A 17,906-nucleotide genomic window follows, 5' to 3' on the forward strand; every position below is an offset into this window, starting at 1 on the left:
CGCGGCTGAAGCCGCTCCTACGAGAACGGCGGTCCTCCTGGTTTTCCGGATATTTCATTGAACACCACCACGCATCGCTCCCTCACCCTCGTCGGCGCCGGTCTGGCCGGCTCGCTGCTCGCCATCCTGCTGTCGCGACGCGGTTGGGACATCACCGTCTATGAGCGCCGCGGCGATCCGCGCATCAAAGGCTACGAATCCGGTCGTTCGATCAACCTCGCGCTGGCCGAACGCGGCCGGCATGCGCTGCGACAGGCCGGCGCCGAGGACGCAGTGATGGCCCGCGCGGTGATGATGCGCGGGCGCATGGTGCATCCGGCCGGCGGCGAACCGCAGTTGCAGCGCTACGGCCGCGATGACAGCGAGGTGATCTGGTCGATCCACCGCGCCGATCTCAATCTGGCGCTGCTGGAACTGGCCGAACAGGCCGGCGCCAGGATCCACTTCTACCGGCGCCTGCACACGGTCGATTTCGATGCCGGGCATGCACGCTTCATCGACGATCGCGACGACCAGCCGCACGACATCCACTTCCAGACACTGATCGGTGCCGACGGTGCCGGTTCGGCGCTGCGTGCAGCGATGAACCGCAAGTGCCCGCTCGGTGAGCGCACCGAGTTTCTCGATCATTCCTACAAGGAACTGGAAATCCCGCCCGCACAGGGCGACGGTTTCCAGATCGAGCGCAATGCGCTGCACATCTGGCCGCGCGGTCACTACATGTGCATCGCACTGCCCAACGATGGCGGCACTTTCACCGTCACCCTGTTCCTGCCCAACGAGGGCGAACCCAGCTTCGCCACCACCCGCAGCGGTGAGGAGGCGCAGGCGCTGTTCGCGCGCGAGTTCCCGGATGCGCTGCCGCTGATCCCGCGCCTGAAGCAGGACTGGGAGGAACATCCGCCCGGCCTGCTCGGCACGCTGTACCTGGACCGCTGGCACCTCGGCAGCCGCGCCGCGCTGATCGGCGATGCCGCGCACGCGATGGTGCCGTTCCACGGCCAGGGCATGAACTGCGCGTTCGAGGATTGCGTGGCGCTGGCCGACGCGTTGTCAGCGCATGCCGACATCGAGCAGGCCTTCGCCGCGTTCGAGCGCGAACGCAAGCCGAATGCACGCGCGATCCAGCACATGGCGCTGGAGAACTACATCGAGATGCGCGACAAGGTCGATGATGCCGACTTCCTGCTGCGGCGCGCGTTGGAGCGCGAGTTGCAGGCGCGCTGGCCGACCCGTTTCGTGCCGCACTACACGATGGTGACGTTCCTGCGCACGCCGTATGCGGTGGCGCTGGAACGCGATGAGATCCAGCACCAGATCCTGGCCGAGGCCACACGTGGGCACACCGACCTGTCGCGGATCGACTGGGACGTGCTGGCGCGGGTGGTGCACGAACGGCTGGAACCGCTGGAAGGCGCGCACTGAGCTGTCGTAGGAGTGGCTTCAGCCGCGATGGGGCGTTCATGCAGCGCCTTCCCACATCCCTGTCCTGGGATTCAAACGGGAACGCCCCATCGCGGCTGAAGCCGCTCCTACGTGCGCTCGCCGTAGAATGGGTGGGCCCTCCCGATCCGATCCGCCATGCCCGCCAGCTTCCTGTTCTACGACCTCGAAACCTTCGGCCAGGATCCGCGCAGGACCCGCATCGCGCAGTTCGCGGCGGTGCGCACCGATGCCGATCTCAACGTGGTCGAGGAACCGGTCAGCTTCTTCGTACGCCCGGCTGACGACCTGCTGCCCTCGCCCTACGCGACGCTGGTCACCGGCATCACCCCGCAACACGCGCTGCGCGAGGGCATCAACGAAGCCGAGGCGTTCGCACGCATCGTCGAGCTGATGGCGCGGCCGGAGACCTGCTCGCTCGGCTACAACACGCTGCGCTTCGACGACGAGTTCGTCCGCCATGGCCTGTTCCGCAATTTCCATGATCCTTACGAGCGCGAGTGGCGCGGCGGCAACTCACGCTGGGATCTGCTCGACATGCTGCGTCTGCTGCATGCACTGCGCCCGGACGGCATCGTCTGGCCGCAGCGCGAGGACGGTGCCACCTCGTTCAAGCTCGAACACCTGGCCGATGCCAACGGCGTGCGCGAAGGCGATGCGCATGAGGCGCTGTCCGACGTCTATGCGACGATCGGCATGGCGCGGCTGTTCAAGCGCCATCAGCCGAAGATGTGGGAGTACGCGCTGCGACTGCGCGACAAGCGCTACGCGTCCAGCCTGCTCGACGTGATCGCCCCCGACCCGGTGCTGCACATTTCGCAGCGCTATCCGGCCGCGCGCCTGTGCGCCGCGCCGGTGCTGCCATTGGCACGGCACCCGCGCATCGACAGCCGGGTCATCGTGTTCGACCTGGACGGCGAGATCGAACCATTGCTGCGGATGTCGCCGGAACAGATCGCCGACCGTCTGTACACGCCGGCCGCCGATCTGCCCGAGGGCGAGCAACGCATCGCGCTGAAGGAAGTGCACACCAACAAGGTGCCGGCGCTGGTCGCCTGGAACCACTTGCGCGCGCCGGATTTCGCACGACTGCAGATCGATCCTGCCGTCGTCGAGGCCAAGGCCGCACAACTGCGCGAAGTCGGCCCGGAGCTGGCCGAGAAGGTGCGTCGGGTCTATGGCGGCGAGCGCGCCGCCACGCCCTCCGACGCGGATGCTTCGCTGTACGACGGCTTCCTCGCCGAAGGCGACCGCCGGCTGATGCCGCTGGTGCGCGCCAGCGCGCCGACCGATCTTCCCGCGCTGACATCACGCTTCCGCGACGCACGCATGCCCGAGCTGCTGTTCCGCTACCGCGCGCGCAACTGGCCGCAGACCCTGTCCTTCGAGGAGCAGGCGCGCTGGGACGATTACCGTCGCCAGCGCCTGTCGACCGAGAGCGGCCTGTCCGAGCTGAGCTTCGAGCAGTTGCACGCCCAGATCGCCGATCTACGCCTTGCTAACCCCAACGATGCTACCAAGCAGGCCTTGCTCGACCAGCTGGCCGCCTGGGGCCATGACCTGCAGCGCACGCTATGACGACCTACTTCACCGACGCCAGCTTCAAATTCCTGCGTGGCCTGGCCCGCCACAACGACAAGACCTGGTTTGCCGCGCACAAGACGCAGTACGAGGACCACGTGCGACAGCCATTCCTGCGCCTGCTGACCGACCTGCAGCCGGCGCTGGCCGAGGTCAGCGAGCACTTCCGTGCCGATACCCGCGGCCAGGGCGGATCGCTGTTCCGCATCTACCGCGATGCGCGCTTCTCCAACGACAAATCGCCGTACAAGAACTGGCAGGGCGCGCGCCTGTTCCACGCACGCCGCCGTGAAGTGCCGGCGCCCTCGTTCTACCTGCACCTGCAGCCGGGCGAGAGTTTCGTCGGCGCCGGCATCTGGCACCCCGAGCCGGAGGTGCAGCGCCGCATCCGGCAGTTCATCTTCGACAACCCAGGCAGCTGGAAGGCCGCCGCGCACGATCCGAAGCTGCTGCGCAAGTTCGAACTGGCCCAAGAAGAAAAGATGGTGCGGCCACCGCGCGGCTTCCCGACCGAGTTCGAGTTCCTCGACGACCTCAAGCAACGCAACTGGGTGATGTGGCGCACCCTCGACGATGCCGCGATGACCGGCCCGCGCCTGCGCCAGACCATCGCCGCCGACCTGGCTACGCTCGGCCCGTTCGTCGACTACCTGTGCGCGGCGTTGGATCTGGAGTTCTGAGGGTTCGCAGAGCGGTGCTCACTCGGCTGAGGCTTCCCCGATAAAGCCTCCACCAAGCGAGCTCCGCTCAATGCTGGACCTGCATCGGAGGAGCACGTTCTTCTCGACGATGCATAAGGAAACAAACGGACATGCGGGATGGCACATACAGGCCATCCACGCCATCGGTGGCGAATCCGTGCATGCGATAACTGCGGCCGGTATCGCGGGCGGGCCGACGTTTCTTCGGGCAGCTCGCTGTCGCTCCCGAATCGAGACAAGGCGAACATGAAAAGAACAGATGAGCGCACGAGCCGCCGCAAGCGACGGCTCTGTTTGCTGGGCGCGATTTGGCTGCTGGCCGGCACGGCAGGATGCTCCCGCGATGCCGGCCAACCTGCGGCGCAACAGGCACCGGCCGCGGCCAGCAAGTCCCTTGTTCACACCGAACTAGCGGTAGTCAAACCGACGATCTCCTGCGAAGCACTGGCCAAGGCCGACCTGAGTGGCGCGGCCGACGCTGCGGTCACGATCACCGCGACCTCGCAGGTGGACACGCCGAAGGGCAAGTTCTGCAAGGTCGAGGGCAACATCGCGCCGACCATCGGCTTCGAGGTCGATCTGCCGATCGAGCATTGGACCCAGCGTTTCCTGCAAGGCGGCTGCGGCGGCCTGTGCGGCATGACCGCCGTCGGCATCACCAACGCCGGCACCTGCGCGCCGGCGCTGAACGGCGAGTTCGTGGTGGCCGGCAACGACATGGGCCACAAGGGCTCGATGGGCGGCGACGACGAGGCGGTGTTCGCCGCCAATCCGCAGAAGCGCATCGATTTCGCCTACCGCGGCAACCACCAGACCGCGCAGGTCGCCAAGGCATTGATCAAGGCCTTCTACGGCCAGGCGCCACGCTACTCGTACTTCATGGGCTGCTCGGACGGCGGCCGCGAGGCGCTGATGGAGGCGCAACGTTTCCCGGACGACTTCGACGGCATCTCCGCCGGTGCGCCGGCCGCGCTGTTCCAGGTGCAGAACTCGTTCTATCACGCATGGACCGCACTCGCGAACAAGCGCGCCGATGGCAGCAACATCCTGCTGCGCGGCCGCCTGGGCATCCTGCACGATGCGGTGCTGGCGCATTGCCCGACGCTGTCGGGCATGTCGGACGGGCTGTTGCAGGATCCGCGTGCCTGCAGGTTCGACCCGGCCTGGGTGCAGTGCGCCGCGGGCACGGGCGACAGCTCCAAGTGCCTGACTGCCGAGGAAGTGGCGGTCGTGCAGAAACTCTATGACGGCCCCAGTGACGACCATGGCCATCGCTTCGCGATCGGTGGTGTCGAGCCCGGCTCCGAGGCGAGCTGGATGCTGCCCGCCAGCGCCAATGCCGGTGCCGATTCGATGAGTGGCGGCATGGCCAGCCGCTCGCTGAAGTACGTGATCATGCCGACCGTGGATGCCGAGGCTGGCGATCTGTCGAAGTTCACCTTCGACCTGACGATGTTCCAGCGCGTGGCGGAACTGGCGCCGCTGTACAACGCCGCCAACACCAATCTGCGTCCGTTCCAGCAGCGCGGCGGCAAGCTGATCCTGTGGCATGGCTGGTCGGATACCTCGATCACGCCGGCGGTGTCGATCGCCTACTACCAGGGCGTGCAGAAACAGTTGGGCGAGCAAGTCACCGACGGCTTCCTGCGTCTGTTCCTGCTGCCGGGTGTGGGCCACTGCGGCGGTGGCGACGGCTATGGGCCGATCGACCTGCTGAGTCCGCTGATGGCCTGGACCGAGCAACAGCATGCGCCGGATCGTTTGATCACCGGCAAGTTCGCCCAGTCGTCGGGACCGGGTGGTCCGGGTGGTGGTCCCGGTGGTCCAGGCGGACCCGGAGCGGGTGGTCCGAATGGTCCGGGCGGTCCCGGAGCCGCTGGCGGCATGGGGGTTCCCGGCGGAATGCCGCCCGGGCCACCGCCCGGCTCGGCCCAGGCGGGCGCCCCAAGCGGCAACAAACCGCCGATGGGCGATCGCAAAGGCCCCGGCCTGCACATGCCCATGCCGATGAGCAGCCCGGTAGCGATGTCCTCCGGCACGCCGGAAGCCACGCGCCCGGTGTTCGCCTATCCCGACATCGCCCGCCATGATGGCAAGGGCGACAGCAAGGACGCCGCCAGCTACGTCGCGGTGAAAAGCCCGGTCGCGCTGCCGCAGGTCTTCGATACCGAAGCGGCAAAGCTGATCGGCCCGGACAACCAGAAGAACTATCGCGTCGTGGACGGCAAGCTGGTCGGCGAATGAGTCAACGCCGGGCGCCGCACCCACGCGACTGAGCGGTGGGCGCACTTGGCGCACGGCACACCTGGGTCTGAACGGCCCGGCGTGCCGTGCCGTGTCCACACCGACCGCCCCGTGCGTATCCTGTCGTTACTGCCGACAGGAGAACGTCGATGCGAAAGTGGTGGTGGACATTGCCGGTCCTCGCCGTGCTGGCCGTGGCTGGCTACGTCGTGGCCGGCCCCTATCTCACGATCCGCGCCATCGGCCAGGCGATCGAACGCCAGGACACCGCGGCGCTGGAGCGCCAGGTGGATTTCCCCACGCTGCGCGCCAATCTCAAGGCGCAACTCGCAGACTCACTGGTGCGCCGGGCCGGGCCAGACATGCAATCCAACCTGCTCGGCATGTTCGCGCTGCAGGCCGCAAGCAGTCTCGCCGGCGCGGGCGTGGACACGATGGTGACCCCGCTCGGCATTGGCGCACTGCTGCAGGGACGCGCCGTCTGGAAGCGCGCCACCGGCGATACCGTCGGCGACGACACCTACGCCGCACCCAGTCCGGATCGGCCGCTGAAACGTTATGAAGGCCGCTTTGACTCCACCTCGCGCTTCTCCGCCACCGTCCATACCGAATCCGGCACGACGGTGGTATTCGTGCTCAGCCGCGACGGCCTGCGCTGGAAACTGACCAACATCGTGCTGCCCCTGGACCCATGACGCGCAATCCCTACTACACCGGCCCGGTCAGCGATCACTTCGACGGGCTGCGCTTCTTCAATCCCGACCATCCGCCGACCGACCGCAGCCTGCTCGACGTAGTGCGCTGGCAACTGACCGGCAAGCGCGCGCGCTGGGACACGCCGACATCCACCGCACGCGCGGTACCGCAGGCAAGGGTCGAAGTCCCGACCGTGACGATGATTGGCCATGCCAGCGTGCTGATCCAACTGGCCGGACTCAACCTGCTGATCGATCCGGTCTGGTCCGAACGCGCCAGTCCGATGCAATGGGCCGGCCCGCGCCGGTTCACGCCGCCCGGCATCGCCTTCGACGACCTGCCGCCGATCGACGCGGTGCTGCTGACCCACAACCACTACGACCATCTCGATCTGGCGACCCTGCAGCGCTTGCATCAAGCCCACCGCCCGCGACTGATCACCCCGCTCGGCAACGACACGTTGATCGCCCGCACGCTGCCGGACATGCCTGCGACTGCGCTGGACTGGTGGCAGTCCTGCAGCGTCGGTGCGATCGAAGTGACGGTGACACCGGCACTGCACTGGTCCTCGCGCAGCCTGTCGGATCGACGCATGGCGCTGTGGGGTGGCTTCCACCTGCGCCAGGATGACTACAGCTGCTACATCGCCGGCGACACCGGCTACGGCAACGGCTGGCCGTTCCGCCAGTTGCGCGAACGCCTGGGAGCGCCCGATCTGGCGCTGCTGCCGATCGGAGCGTACGAGCCGCGCTGGTTCATGCAGGGCCAGCACATGGATGCGGCCGAAGCGGTGCAAGCCATGCTCGACTGTGGCGCCCGGCAGGCACTCGGCGTGCACTGGGGCACGTTCCAGCTGACTGATGAAGGACGGTTGGAGCCGAAGGAATTGCTGCACGCGGAACTCGTACGGCGTGGCATTCCCGAGGCGAGTTTCCAGGCGTTTGAAGTCGGTCAGATATGGAAGGATGGATAGCGGCAGCGAGTGAGCCGCTTCGAGTCATCATGCTGATCGCCGTTGCAGGAGCGGCTTCAGCCGCGATGAAGCTTTACCGGGAAAGCCTCATCGCGGCTGAAGCCGCTCCTGCAACGATGTTCACTCGCTTGATCGGGAACACCTAGCAACGCCGCTCCAACTTCCCCGCCAACCGTCGCATCGGCGCCGCCAACTGCCGCCGTGCCAACCATGGCAACACGCGCAGCGCCGCCTTCAGATCAATGGGCGGCAACGGGTCACGCCATGCAAACGCAACCTTGTTCTCCATGCCCGGCTCATCGAGCACGCACACATTGCCGTTGAAAGCGCGCCGCATCCGGTTGAGGTGCGCTCGCACGTCGGTGGCATACAGGTTCGATGCCATCACGCCGCCCGGCACCAGCGACGCCGCGCATTGCTCGTGGAATGCCTGCGTCGACAACGCCGCCGGGATGCCGTCCACGTCATAGGCATCGACCAGCAACAGGCCATAGCGATCGGTACGCGAACGCAGCCATGCCGCGCCATCACCCAGCTCAACCGAGAAACGCGCGTCGTCAGCCGGTACGTGAAACGCCTCGCGCAGCGCCAACACATCCGCGTCGCTCTCGACCGCCTCGATCCGGCTATGCGGAAGGTAGCGATGGCAGAACTTGGCCTGCGCGCCACCGCCCAACCCGACGATGCCGATCCTGGCCGGACGCGGATTCACCAGCAGCGCGGCCAGCATCGTGCGGGTGTAGCCGACCTGCAGCCAATGTGGAAACCAGCGCAGCATCCGCGTCTGGGTCACCTCACCGCGAAATTGCAACTCCACATAGCGCCAACCGCGACGCACATAAGGCGCCCCCGAGGAACGCCGCTCATTTCGGCGGGTCATTGGCGACACCGTGGGGCACGTGCCCGGCCGCCACACTCTGGTGCTGACGGGCACTGTCGATGTTGTGCTGGGAGTCGTCGAAGAAGATGTCCGCGCCGAACGCCTCCAGGAACGGCCCCTTGTGGCGGCCGCCAAGGAACAGCGCCTCGTCCAGACGCACGCCCCACTCGCGCAGTGTGCGGATCACCCGCTCATGCGCAGGCGCCGAACGCGCGGTCACCAGTGCGGTGCGGATCGGCGCGGCCTCACCGGCCGGGAACGCCGCCTGCAACGCGTGCAAGGCCGAAAGAAAGCTGCGGAACGGCCCGCCACTGAGCGGCTCGCGCGCCCGCGCCTGCTCGTGCCGACCAAACGCCTCCACGCCCTGCTCGCGCGAGATCCGCTCGCTCTCATCGCCGAAGATCACTGCATCGCCATCGAAGGCAATGCGCAGTTGGGTCGACAGGCGGGTGTGGTCCTTGTCGACGATGGCCTCGGCGGCAGCCGCCTGCTCACCCGGAGTGCGCGGCAGGATGTGCGCCGCGGCGATCCCATGCGAGAGCGCGCGCCGCACCGAGTCCGGATTGGCCGACAGGAACAGATCAGTGCCGAACGGCTTGACGTACGGCCAGGTCGCCTCGCCCGAAGTGAAGGTCGCACGCACGATGCCCAACCCGTAGTGCTGGATCGAGTTGAAGATGCGCAGGCCGGTGTCGGCCGAATTGCGCGACAGCAGGATCACCTCGACCCGCGGCGTATCCGGCGGCGCACCGTGGTTGAGCGCCAGCAACTTGCGCACCACCGGAAACGCCACGCCTGGTGCCAGCACATCATCCTCGTGCGCACGCTGATAGGCCGCGTAGGCATCCACTCCCTCACGCTCGAACAGCCCGTGCCCCTCTTCGAGGTCGAACAACGCGCGGGAGGTCACCGCGACGGTCAGCAAACGGGGGGTATTATCGGTCATAGGGTGTGATTCGGGATTCGGGATGATCAGCCTGCGGCTGCTGTGAGGCGTTTCGGGATTCGGGAAAAGCATCTATGGCACTGGTGCCCTGTCAAACGACGTGGGCGGTTACTGGACTCTTTCGTTTCAGTTTTCTGCGGGAGGGGCTTGAGCCCCGACAGTTGGCCGGTAAAGCCTGTCGGGGCTGAAGCCCCTCACACAACAGCCAGCTCTCCGAAGCGGGCTCTTGCGAATCACCAATCACCAAACGCCTCACAGCAGCCGCAGGCTGATCATCACCAATCCCAGCCCTCAAACCACAAACTGCTCACTGAAGATCCGCTCTTCCAGATTGTGTTCCGGGTCGAACAACAAGGTGACACGGCGGTCGCGCGATTCGCGGATCGTCACTTCCACCACATCGCGGATCTCGTGCGAATCGGCGGTGACGCTGACCGGGCGCTTGTACGGATCGAGCACACGGAAGCACACCTCGGTATCGGCCTTGAGGATCGCGCCGCGCCAGCGTCGTGGCCGGTAGGGCGCGATCGGGGTCAGCGCCAGGGTATGTGAGCCCAGCGGCAGGATCGGGCCGTGCGCGGAATAGTTGTAGGCGGTGCTCCCGGCCGGGGTGGACACCAGCACGCCGTCGCCGATCAACTCGTCGATGCGGGTCTGGCCGTTGAGATCCACGCTCAGGTGCGCCGCCTGCCGGGTCTGCCGCAGCAGCGAGACCTCGTTATAGGCCAGCGAACCAGCAGTGGTGCCCGATTCGGTCTGCGCCAGCATTTCCAACGGCCGCAGATGCGCCGGCTCGGCCAGTTCCAGCCGCGCCTGCAGATCTTCCTCGCGGAACTGGTTCATCAGGAAACCGATCGAACCCAGCTTCATGCCGAACACCGGCTTGCCGGCGCCACCATGCCGATGCAGCGTCTGCAGCATGAAACCGTCACCGCCGAGCGCGCACAGCACGTCGGCATCATCGACCGGATGGTCACCGTAACGCGCGATCAGGCTTTCACGCGCCTGCTGCGCCTGCGGCGTGGCACTGGCGAGGAAACAGATGCGACGAGGAGTAGGAGAAGGCACGGAAGTCATGCCCCGATCATAACCGGCGAACCCGACGCCCCGTAGAGCCGAGCAAGCTCGGCTGGGCATTAACGGGAAAGCTCCAGCCGAGCAAGCCCGGCTCCACGACGATCCATCTGGAGAAAAGCCCCCCTTCTGTTAAGGGGGGCGCGGCGACAGCCGCAGGGGATAGGCAAGCCCGCAGGGCGGTGCCAAAAGTTTGCCAAGCAAACTTTTGGGTCTGGCCCGCAAAGCGGGCCAGACCACGGGGCTATACCCCGTGCGCCGCCAGTTGCCCCAACCGCTGCACCGCCACCGACACGGTCGGGTAGTCCAGCGTCTTCTGCTCGGCCAGCTCCTGCAGCATCGACAGGGTGAAGCGCAGGCTGGTGTCATCGCGCGAAATCCACTGCTCGACCTTCTCCTCGGCCGAGCCACCCGACATCGACAGCACCTGCCCGGCCAGCGTGCGGTGATGCGCCGCCAACTCGTCGCGCAGCACGCCGCGGGCCACCGCATGCCAGCGGCCGTTGACCTCCAGCGCGTCGATCTGCTCGAACAGCCACGGCAACCGCAGCGCGTCGCCGAGACGGAAGTGCACCTTCGACACCTCCACCGGCTTGAGCTTGCGGGTGCGCGCCAGTTCGATGATGTCGAACGCCGGCTCCAGGAACTGCAGCTCGGACAGCTGCTGCGCCAGCGCCGCCGGCAAACCCTTGTCCTGCCACTGCTGCACCAGGCCCTCGTATACCGGACGCTGCGAATCAGGCAGCACGCCGGACGCCACGCGGATGTCGTTGAACGGGCCGTGGTAACGCTCGACCGCCGCGGTGATCGCCGGCATCTGGCCCGGACGCGACAGCAGCCAGCGCACGAACGAGCGCTGCAGCTTCCAGATCACTTCCAGCGCATCGATCTGCACCGACTCCGGCACCTTGCCGTCGAGCGCGTCGATCTGGGTCCACAACGCACGCGCGTCCAGCGTTTCGCGGCTGACCGTATAGGCCTTGGCGACCTCGGCGATGCTGCGGCCGGTATCTTCCTGCATGCGCATCAGGAAGGTCGCGCCCATGCGGTTGATCGTGGCGTTGGTCACCGCGGTGGCGATGATCTCGCGCTTCAGGCGATGCCGCTCCATCGCATCGGCGTACTTCTTCTGCAACGGCTGCGGGAAGTAGCGCTGCAGCTCCTTGGACAGGTACGGATCCTCGGGGATGTCCGATTCCAGCAGTTGCTGGAACGCCACCAGCTTGGAGTACGACAGCAGCACCGCCAGCTCCGGTCGGGTCAGGCCGAGGCCACGTGCCTTGCGCGCCGACAGTTCGGCATCGCTCGGCAGGAACTCGATCTGGCGATCGAGCAGGCCCTGCTTCTCCAGCGTGCGGATGAAGTGCTGCTTGGAGCCCAGGCGCTTGCTGCTCATCCGCTCCATCAGGCTCAGCGCCTGGTTCTGGCGGATGTTGTCCCACAGCACCAGCTCGGCGACCTCGTCGGTCATCGAGGCCAGCAGCTTGTTGCGCGCGTCATAGCTCAGCTTCTTGGCCTGCACCACGCTGTCGAGCAGGATCTTGATGTTCACCTCGTGATCGGAGGTGTCCACGCCGGCCGAGTTGTCGATGAAGTCGGTGTTGAGCAGCACGCCGTTCTGCGCGGCCTCGATGCGGCCGAGCTGGGTCAGGCCAAGATTGCCGCCCTCGCCCACCACCTTGCAGCGCAGCTCGTCGCCATTGACGCGCAGACCGTTGTTGGCGCGATCGCCGACATCGGCATGGCTCTCGCCGGACGCCTTGACGTAGGTGCCGATGCCGCCGTTCCAGAACAGATCCACCGGCGCCTTGAGGATGACGTTGACCAGATCGTTCGGCGACAGGCTCTTGACCGACGCATCCAGCCCCAGCGCCTCGCGCACCTGCGGGGTGATCTCGATCGACTTCAGCGTGCGCGGATAGACCCCGCCGCCCTTGCTGATCAGCTTGGCGTCGTAGTCGGCCCAGCTGGAACGCGGCAGCTTGAACATGCGCTCGCGCTCGACGAACGAGGCAGCCGCGTCCGGATTCGGGTCGAGGAAGATGTGGCGATGGTCGAATGCAGCGACCAGGCGGATATGCCGCGACAGCAGCATGCCGTTGCCGAACACGTCGCCGGACATGTCGCCGATGCCGAAGCAGGTGAAGTCCTGGCTCTGGCAATCACGGCCGAGCGCGCGGAAGTGGCGCTTGACCGATTCCCACGCGCCGCGTGCGGTAATACCCATGCCCTTGTGGTCGTAGCCGACCGAACCACCGGAAGCAAACGCATCGCCGAGCCAGAACCCATGCTCCAGCGCCAGCCCGTTGGCGATGTCGGAGAAGGTCGCGGTGCCCTTGTCGGCAGCGACCACCAGATACGGATCGTCCTGATCGTGGCGCACCACCTGCGGCGGCGGCACGATCTTGCCGCCGACGATGTTGTCGGTGATGTCGAGCAGGCCCTGGATGAACAGCTTGTAGCAGGCGATGCCCTCGGCCTGGATCGCATCGCGATCGCCACCGGCCGGCGAACGCTTGACGAAGAAACCACCCTTGGCACCGACCGGCACGATCACGGTGTTCTTGACCATCTGCGCCTTGACCAGGCCCAGCACCTCGGTGCGGAAGTCCTCGCGGCGATCCGACCAGCGCAGACCGCCACGCGCGACCGCGCCGAAGCGCAGGTGCACGCCTTCCACGCGCGGGCCGTAGACGAAGATCTCGCGATACGGACGCGGCTTGGGCAGGTCCGGCACCAACGCCGAATCGAGCTTGAAGCTGATGCAATGACCGATCTTGCCGTCCTTGCCGGTCTGGTAGTAGCTGGTGCGCAGGGTCGCATCGATCACGCCGATGAAGCTGCGCAGGATGCGGTCCTCGTCCAGGCTGGAGACACGGTCCATCAGCTTCAGCAACGCAGCGCGGGTTGCGTCCAGCTGCGTCTGGCGGTCACCGCCGCGAGCGGCGATCACCGGCTCCAACGCCTTCAGCGTGGCCTCGTCGCCAGCCGCCAGTGCATCGAGCTGCGCACGGAAACTTGCCTGCCCGTTGGCGATCTGCGACTTGCTCTCGTTGCCGGTGGCCGGGTCGAAGCGCGCTTCGAACAGTTCCACCAGCAAGCGCGCCAGCAGCGGGTAATGCGCGAACGTGGCCTCGACGTAGCTCTGCGAGAACGGCACGCCGGTCTGCAGCAGGTACTTGCAGTAGCCGCGCAGCAGCGCGACCTGGCGCCAGTGCAGACCGGCAGCGAGGATCAGGCGATTGAACGCGTCGTTCTCGGCATCGCCGTGCCAGATCCGCGAGAACGCCTCGCCGAAGGCGGCATCGACACCGGAAGCCTCGATCGCACCGCCGGCGGATTCGACTTCGAAATCCTGGATGTAGACCGGCGCGTCGTCGACCACCAAGCGGTACGGCCGCTCGGAAATCACCCTCAGGCCGAGGTTCTCCATCACCGGCAATGCATCGGACAGCGGAATGTCGTCGAGCTGGCGATACAGCTTCAGGCGCAGCCCTGACATGTTCCGGCGCTGCACCGCCTGCAGGCTCAGGTGCAGGTCGTCGGGACCGGACAGCGAAGCCAGGTGCTCGACGTCGGTGGCCGCGGCCTCGGCCGAGGAATCCTCGATGTAGCCGGCCGGCAGCGCGCGACCGTAACGGGTCGCCAGGCGCAGGCCCTCGCCCTCGCCGTGGCGCGCGACCAGCGCCTCGCGCAGGTCGTCCTGCCAGTTGCGCAGCAGGTGCGCCAATCGACGCTCCAGGTCGCTGGTATCGAACTCCAGCGCCTCGCCACTCTTCGGGCGCACGATCAGGTGCAACTGCGCCAGCGGCGACTCGCCCAGCACCACGCTGGAATCGACGTGCTCGCCGTGCAGCGCATCCTTCAGCAGCGCCTCGATGCGCAGCCGCACATCGGTGTTGAAACGATCACGCGGGATGTAGACCAGCGTCGAGATGAAACGTCCGTACTTGTCGCGACGCACGAACAGGCGGCTGCGCACCCGCTCCTGCAGGCCGAGGATGCCCATCGCGGTGGCGAACAGTTCCTCCTCGTTGGACTGGAACAGTTCCTCGCGCGGCAGCGTTTCCAGGATGTGGCGCAGCGCCTTGCCGCTGTGGCTGGTCGGCGACAGGCCGGACTTGGCCATCACGTACTCGTAGCGCTGACGCACCAGCGGGATCTCCCACGGGCGACGGCTGTACGCGCCGGAGGTGAACATGCCCAGGAAGCGCTGTTCGGCGACGATGCGGCCCTTGGCGTCGAATTCCAGCACGCCGATGTAGTCCATGTAGCCGTTGCGATGGATCCGCGAACGAGCATTGGTCTTGGTCAGGATCACGCCGTCGCGGAAGCCGGTGCTGGCATTGATGCCATGCGCGGCGAGCGAGGCGACCGGCCGCACCGGCGACTTGTCACGGCCGCGCAACAGACCCAGGCCGGTCTTGTCGTCGGGCACCAGCAGCTCGCTGCCGGCCTGCTTCTCGACCCGGTACTCGCGGTAGCCGAAGAAGGTGAAATGGTCCGAGGCGGCCCAGCGCAGGAACTCCTGCGCCTCGCGGCGGGTGCCATCGTCGACCGGCAGGCGGCGCGTGCTCAGGTCGTCGGCCAGCGCGACCATCTTCTCGCGCATCGCGCTCCAGTCCTTGACCACCTGGCGCACCTCGGCCAGCGCGACGCGGATGGCGTCCTTGATGCGCTCCATCTCCTCGGCCGGCTGGCGGTCGATCTCCAGCACCATCAACGACTCGGACTTGCCCTCGCCGATCGCGGTGAGCTTGCCGGCGCGGTCGCGGCTGAAACGCAGCACCGGGTGACCCAGCACGTGCACGCCGATGCCCAGTTCGGCCAGGGTCATGCTGATCGAGTCGACCAGGAATGGCATGTCGTCGTTGACGATCTGCAGCACCGTGTGCGGCGATTCCCAGCCGTTGGCCTTCTGGGTCGGGTTGAAGACACGGATGTTGGCGGTGTCGGCCTTGCGCGAACGCGCGAACTCCAGCGTGTCCGCGGCCAGCGCGGCCCATTCCTCTGCCGTGTGGTGCGGATACTCGTCCTCCTGCATGCGCCGATAGAAATCGGCGGCAAACACCTGCGCCTCGGATTGACGGGCGGCGGGATAACGCTTGCGCAGTGCGGCGAAGACGGGTTCGAGGCCGAAGGCCTGTGCCCCGGAGCCGGAAGGCGACTGGGCTTTCTTGCGGGTCGTCCTTGAGGAAGAAGAAGCTTGGGTCGATTTCGAAGCGGCTTTCTTGGGTTTCATGGCGAAGCTGGCAGTGCCCGGGGGTGTAAAGCGGAGAATTGTAGCGAGGCACCATCTTGGTGCCTTGCTGCACAGCGCAAACCGCGACGCACGGTTGGGACGGCATTCAATCAAGCCGGGCCGGGCTCACGCCACTTTCGCCAACCGCACGCGACAATCGAGCAGCCGTACTCCCGCCATGATCCGCAAAGTCCCCCGACTCCCTGCCGGGAGCCAAGCGGTGCATGGGTACCCGCCAGCGTCAAGGGCTTCTGAAAAACTAAACTGGACGGTATAGTCCACGAGATGAGCGCCCCCGCAGCCCGCCTTCAGCCCCAAGACGAGCGCGACCGCCGGGTCCACGAAGCCGTCCATACCCTGCTCGCCGAGCAGGGCATGCGGCTGAGCATGGACGCGGTGGCGGCCCGCGCCGGCTGTGCCAAGCAGACGCTGTACACGCGCTATGGCAGCAAGCAGAACCTGTTGCAGCAGGTCCTGCAGGCGCACACCGACCTGATCACCGAGCACCTCACCGCGGACCCGGGCAACGTGCGCGAAGGCTTGCTGGCCTTCGCCTGCGAACACCTGGAGCAGCTTGACCGTCCCGAGGTGATCCGCACCTGCCGGCTGATCGCCGCCGAATCGCAGCACTTCCCGGAACAGGCCCGCCAGATCTACCGGGACAGTGCCGCCGGCCTGCAGCATCGGCTGGCCCGGTGGCTGCAGGGCGCGATCGAGCGCGGCCAGCTCAGGCGTGACGATCCGCACTTCATGGCCGAACTGCTGCTCGGCATGATCATCGGCCTGGACTTCGAACGCATGCGGTTCCACATGCCCCACCGCGCCATTGCCAGAGAGCGGCAGCGCTGGGCCGAGTTCGCGGTAGACAGTTTCCTGCGTGCCTTTTCCGCCAGCGATTTTTCCCATTCAAACCCGTAAACGGAGTTTCTCCCGATGATTGCCCCGCTCCGCACCCTAGCCCTGGCCTGCGCCATCACGGCGGCCGTCGCTGCCTGCAGCAAGCCACAACAGCAGACGCCGCCGACGCCGGAAGTGAGCGTGATCGCGGCCCAGCCGCAGACCCTGCCGCTGCAGCGCGAGCTGGTCGGACGCCTGTCGGCGTACCGCTCGGCCGATGTGCGTGCACGCGTGGCCGGCGTCCTGCAGAAGCGTCTTTACACCGAAGGCACCGACGTCAAGGAAGGCCAGGCGCTGTTCCAGATCGACCCGGCACCGCTGCAGGCCTTGCTGTCGCAGGCCCAGGCGCAACTGGCCTCGGCCCAGGCCACCTATGCCAACGCCAAGGTTGCCGCTGACCGTGCGCGCAGCCTGATCTCGCAGAAGTACGTCTCGCAGTCCGACCTGGACACCGCAGAAGCCACCGAGCGCACCTCGGCCGCCTCGGTGCAGCAGGCCAAGGCCTCGGTCGACACCGCCCGCATCAACCTCGGCTACGCCTCGGTCACCGCGCCGATCAGCGGCCGTGCCGGCAAGCAGCAGGTCACCGAAGGCGCGCTGGTGGGTTCTTCCGACGTCACCCTGCTGACCACGATCGACCAGATCGACCCGCTGTACGTCAATTTCTCGATGAACAACGACGAGCTGGCCAAGCTGCGCGCCGCGCAGAGCCAGGGCAGCCTGCAGCTGAGCAGCGACGGCAAGTCCACCATCGATGTCCTGCTGGGCGACGGCAGCACCTATTCGCACAGCGGCACGCTGGACTTCTCCTCGGTCACGGTCGATCCGAGCACCGGCTCGGTATCGCTGCGCGCGATCCTGCCCAACCCCGAGCACGCGTTGCTGCCGGGTGCGTTCGTCAGCTTCCAGGCCAACCTGGGCGCACGCAACAACGCCTATCTGATCCCGCAGGCGGCCGTGCAGCGTGACGCCACCGGCGCCTATGTGCTGGTGGTCGGCCAGGACGGCAAGGTCGCACGCAAGAGCGTGACCACCGATACCCAGCAGCAGGGCCAGTGGGTGGTGACAAGCGGCCTGGCCGCCGGCGATCAGGTCATCGTCGATGGCCTGCAGAAGGCCCAGCCAGGACAGCCCGCCAAGGCCGTGCCGTATGCCCCGAAAGCCGAGGGCGCGCCAAACGGCCAGGCTCCGGCCGCCGCTCCGTCCGAGAAGAAGTAACAGGACTCCGC

Annotated in this window: 12 protein-coding genes; 8 read left to right on the forward strand and 4 right to left on the reverse strand. The window is 66.6% G+C overall.

Annotation, left to right across the window (positions count from 1 at the left end; genetic code table 11):
- Window positions 1-57: 57 nt before the first annotated feature.
- The 6 genes from AC3WJE_RS05430 (at window position 58) to AC3WJE_RS05455 (ending at window position 7,638) form a co-directional block, all read left to right on the forward strand.
- On the forward strand, window positions 58-1,425 hold the full coding sequence (locus AC3WJE_RS05430; protein ID WP_493729760.1) for an FAD-dependent oxidoreductase: 1,368 nt from the start codon (window positions 58-60) through the stop codon (window positions 1,423-1,425).
- Between the two features lie 156 nt (window positions 1,426-1,581).
- The gene (gene sbcB / locus AC3WJE_RS05435; RefSeq protein ID WP_493729761.1) at window positions 1,582-3,021 is read left to right on the forward strand and encodes an exodeoxyribonuclease I; all 1,440 of its coding nucleotides are present in this window, start codon (window positions 1,582-1,584) and stop codon (window positions 3,019-3,021) included.
- The gene (locus tag AC3WJE_RS05440; protein WP_493729762.1) at window positions 3,018-3,704 is read left to right on the forward strand and encodes a DUF2461 domain-containing protein; all 687 of its coding nucleotides are present in this window, start codon (window positions 3,018-3,020) and stop codon (window positions 3,702-3,704) included. Before sbcB ends, AC3WJE_RS05440 begins: the two co-directional genes overlap by 4 nt.
- Before the next feature lie 267 nt (window positions 3,705-3,971).
- The gene (locus AC3WJE_RS05445; RefSeq protein WP_493729763.1) at window positions 3,972-5,969 is read left to right on the forward strand and encodes a tannase/feruloyl esterase family alpha/beta hydrolase; all 1,998 of its coding nucleotides are present in this window, start codon (window positions 3,972-3,974) and stop codon (window positions 5,967-5,969) included.
- A gap of 149 nt (window positions 5,970-6,118) precedes the next feature.
- Window positions 6,119-6,664, forward strand: coding sequence for a DUF2939 domain-containing protein (locus AC3WJE_RS05450; RefSeq protein ID WP_493729764.1), 546 nt, complete (start codon window positions 6,119-6,121; stop codon window positions 6,662-6,664).
- The gene (locus tag AC3WJE_RS05455) at window positions 6,661-7,638 is read left to right on the forward strand and encodes an MBL fold metallo-hydrolase (RefSeq protein WP_493729765.1); all 978 of its coding nucleotides are present in this window, start codon (window positions 6,661-6,663) and stop codon (window positions 7,636-7,638) included. Before AC3WJE_RS05450 ends, AC3WJE_RS05455 begins: the two co-directional genes overlap by 4 nt.
- Before the next feature lie 142 nt (window positions 7,639-7,780).
- On the opposite strand, the gene AC3WJE_RS05460 is transcribed toward AC3WJE_RS05455, so the two are convergent.
- From AC3WJE_RS05460 to AC3WJE_RS05475, 4 genes are all read right to left on the reverse strand, one after another.
- Window positions 7,781-8,518 carry a spermine/spermidine synthase domain-containing protein gene (locus AC3WJE_RS05460; protein ID WP_493729766.1) on the reverse strand — a complete coding sequence of 246 codons (738 nt, stop codon included), beginning with the start codon at window positions 8,516-8,518 and terminating at the stop codon, window positions 7,781-7,783.
- A complete protein-coding gene (locus AC3WJE_RS05465; protein ID WP_493729767.1) occupies window positions 8,502-9,464 on the reverse strand; it encodes a 5'-nucleotidase in 963 nt (320 codons plus the stop codon). The genes AC3WJE_RS05460 and AC3WJE_RS05465 overlap by 17 nt, the downstream gene beginning before the upstream one ends.
- Before the next feature lie 291 nt (window positions 9,465-9,755).
- Window positions 9,756-10,541 (reverse strand): NAD kinase, encoded by a 786-nt coding sequence (locus tag AC3WJE_RS05470; RefSeq protein ID WP_493729768.1) that lies wholly within the window; start codon window positions 10,539-10,541, stop codon window positions 9,756-9,758.
- 241 nt (window positions 10,542-10,782) lie between these two features.
- A complete protein-coding gene (locus AC3WJE_RS05475) occupies window positions 10,783-15,780 on the reverse strand; it encodes an NAD-glutamate dehydrogenase (protein WP_493729769.1) in 4,998 nt (1,665 codons plus the stop codon).
- 285 nt (window positions 15,781-16,065) lie between these two features.
- On the opposite strand from AC3WJE_RS05475, the gene AC3WJE_RS05480 reads away from it, so the two are divergent.
- Window positions 16,066-16,698 (forward strand): TetR/AcrR family transcriptional regulator, encoded by a 633-nt coding sequence (locus AC3WJE_RS05480; RefSeq protein ID WP_493729770.1) that lies wholly within the window; start codon window positions 16,066-16,068, stop codon window positions 16,696-16,698.
- 15 nt (window positions 16,699-16,713) lie between these two features.
- Window positions 16,714-17,895, forward strand: coding sequence for an efflux RND transporter periplasmic adaptor subunit (locus AC3WJE_RS05485; protein ID WP_493729771.1), 1,182 nt, complete (start codon window positions 16,714-16,716; stop codon window positions 17,893-17,895).
- Window positions 17,896-17,906 lie beyond the last annotated feature (11 nt).

This window comes from Pseudomonas sp. GW821-FHT07E12 (assembly GCF_058986605.1).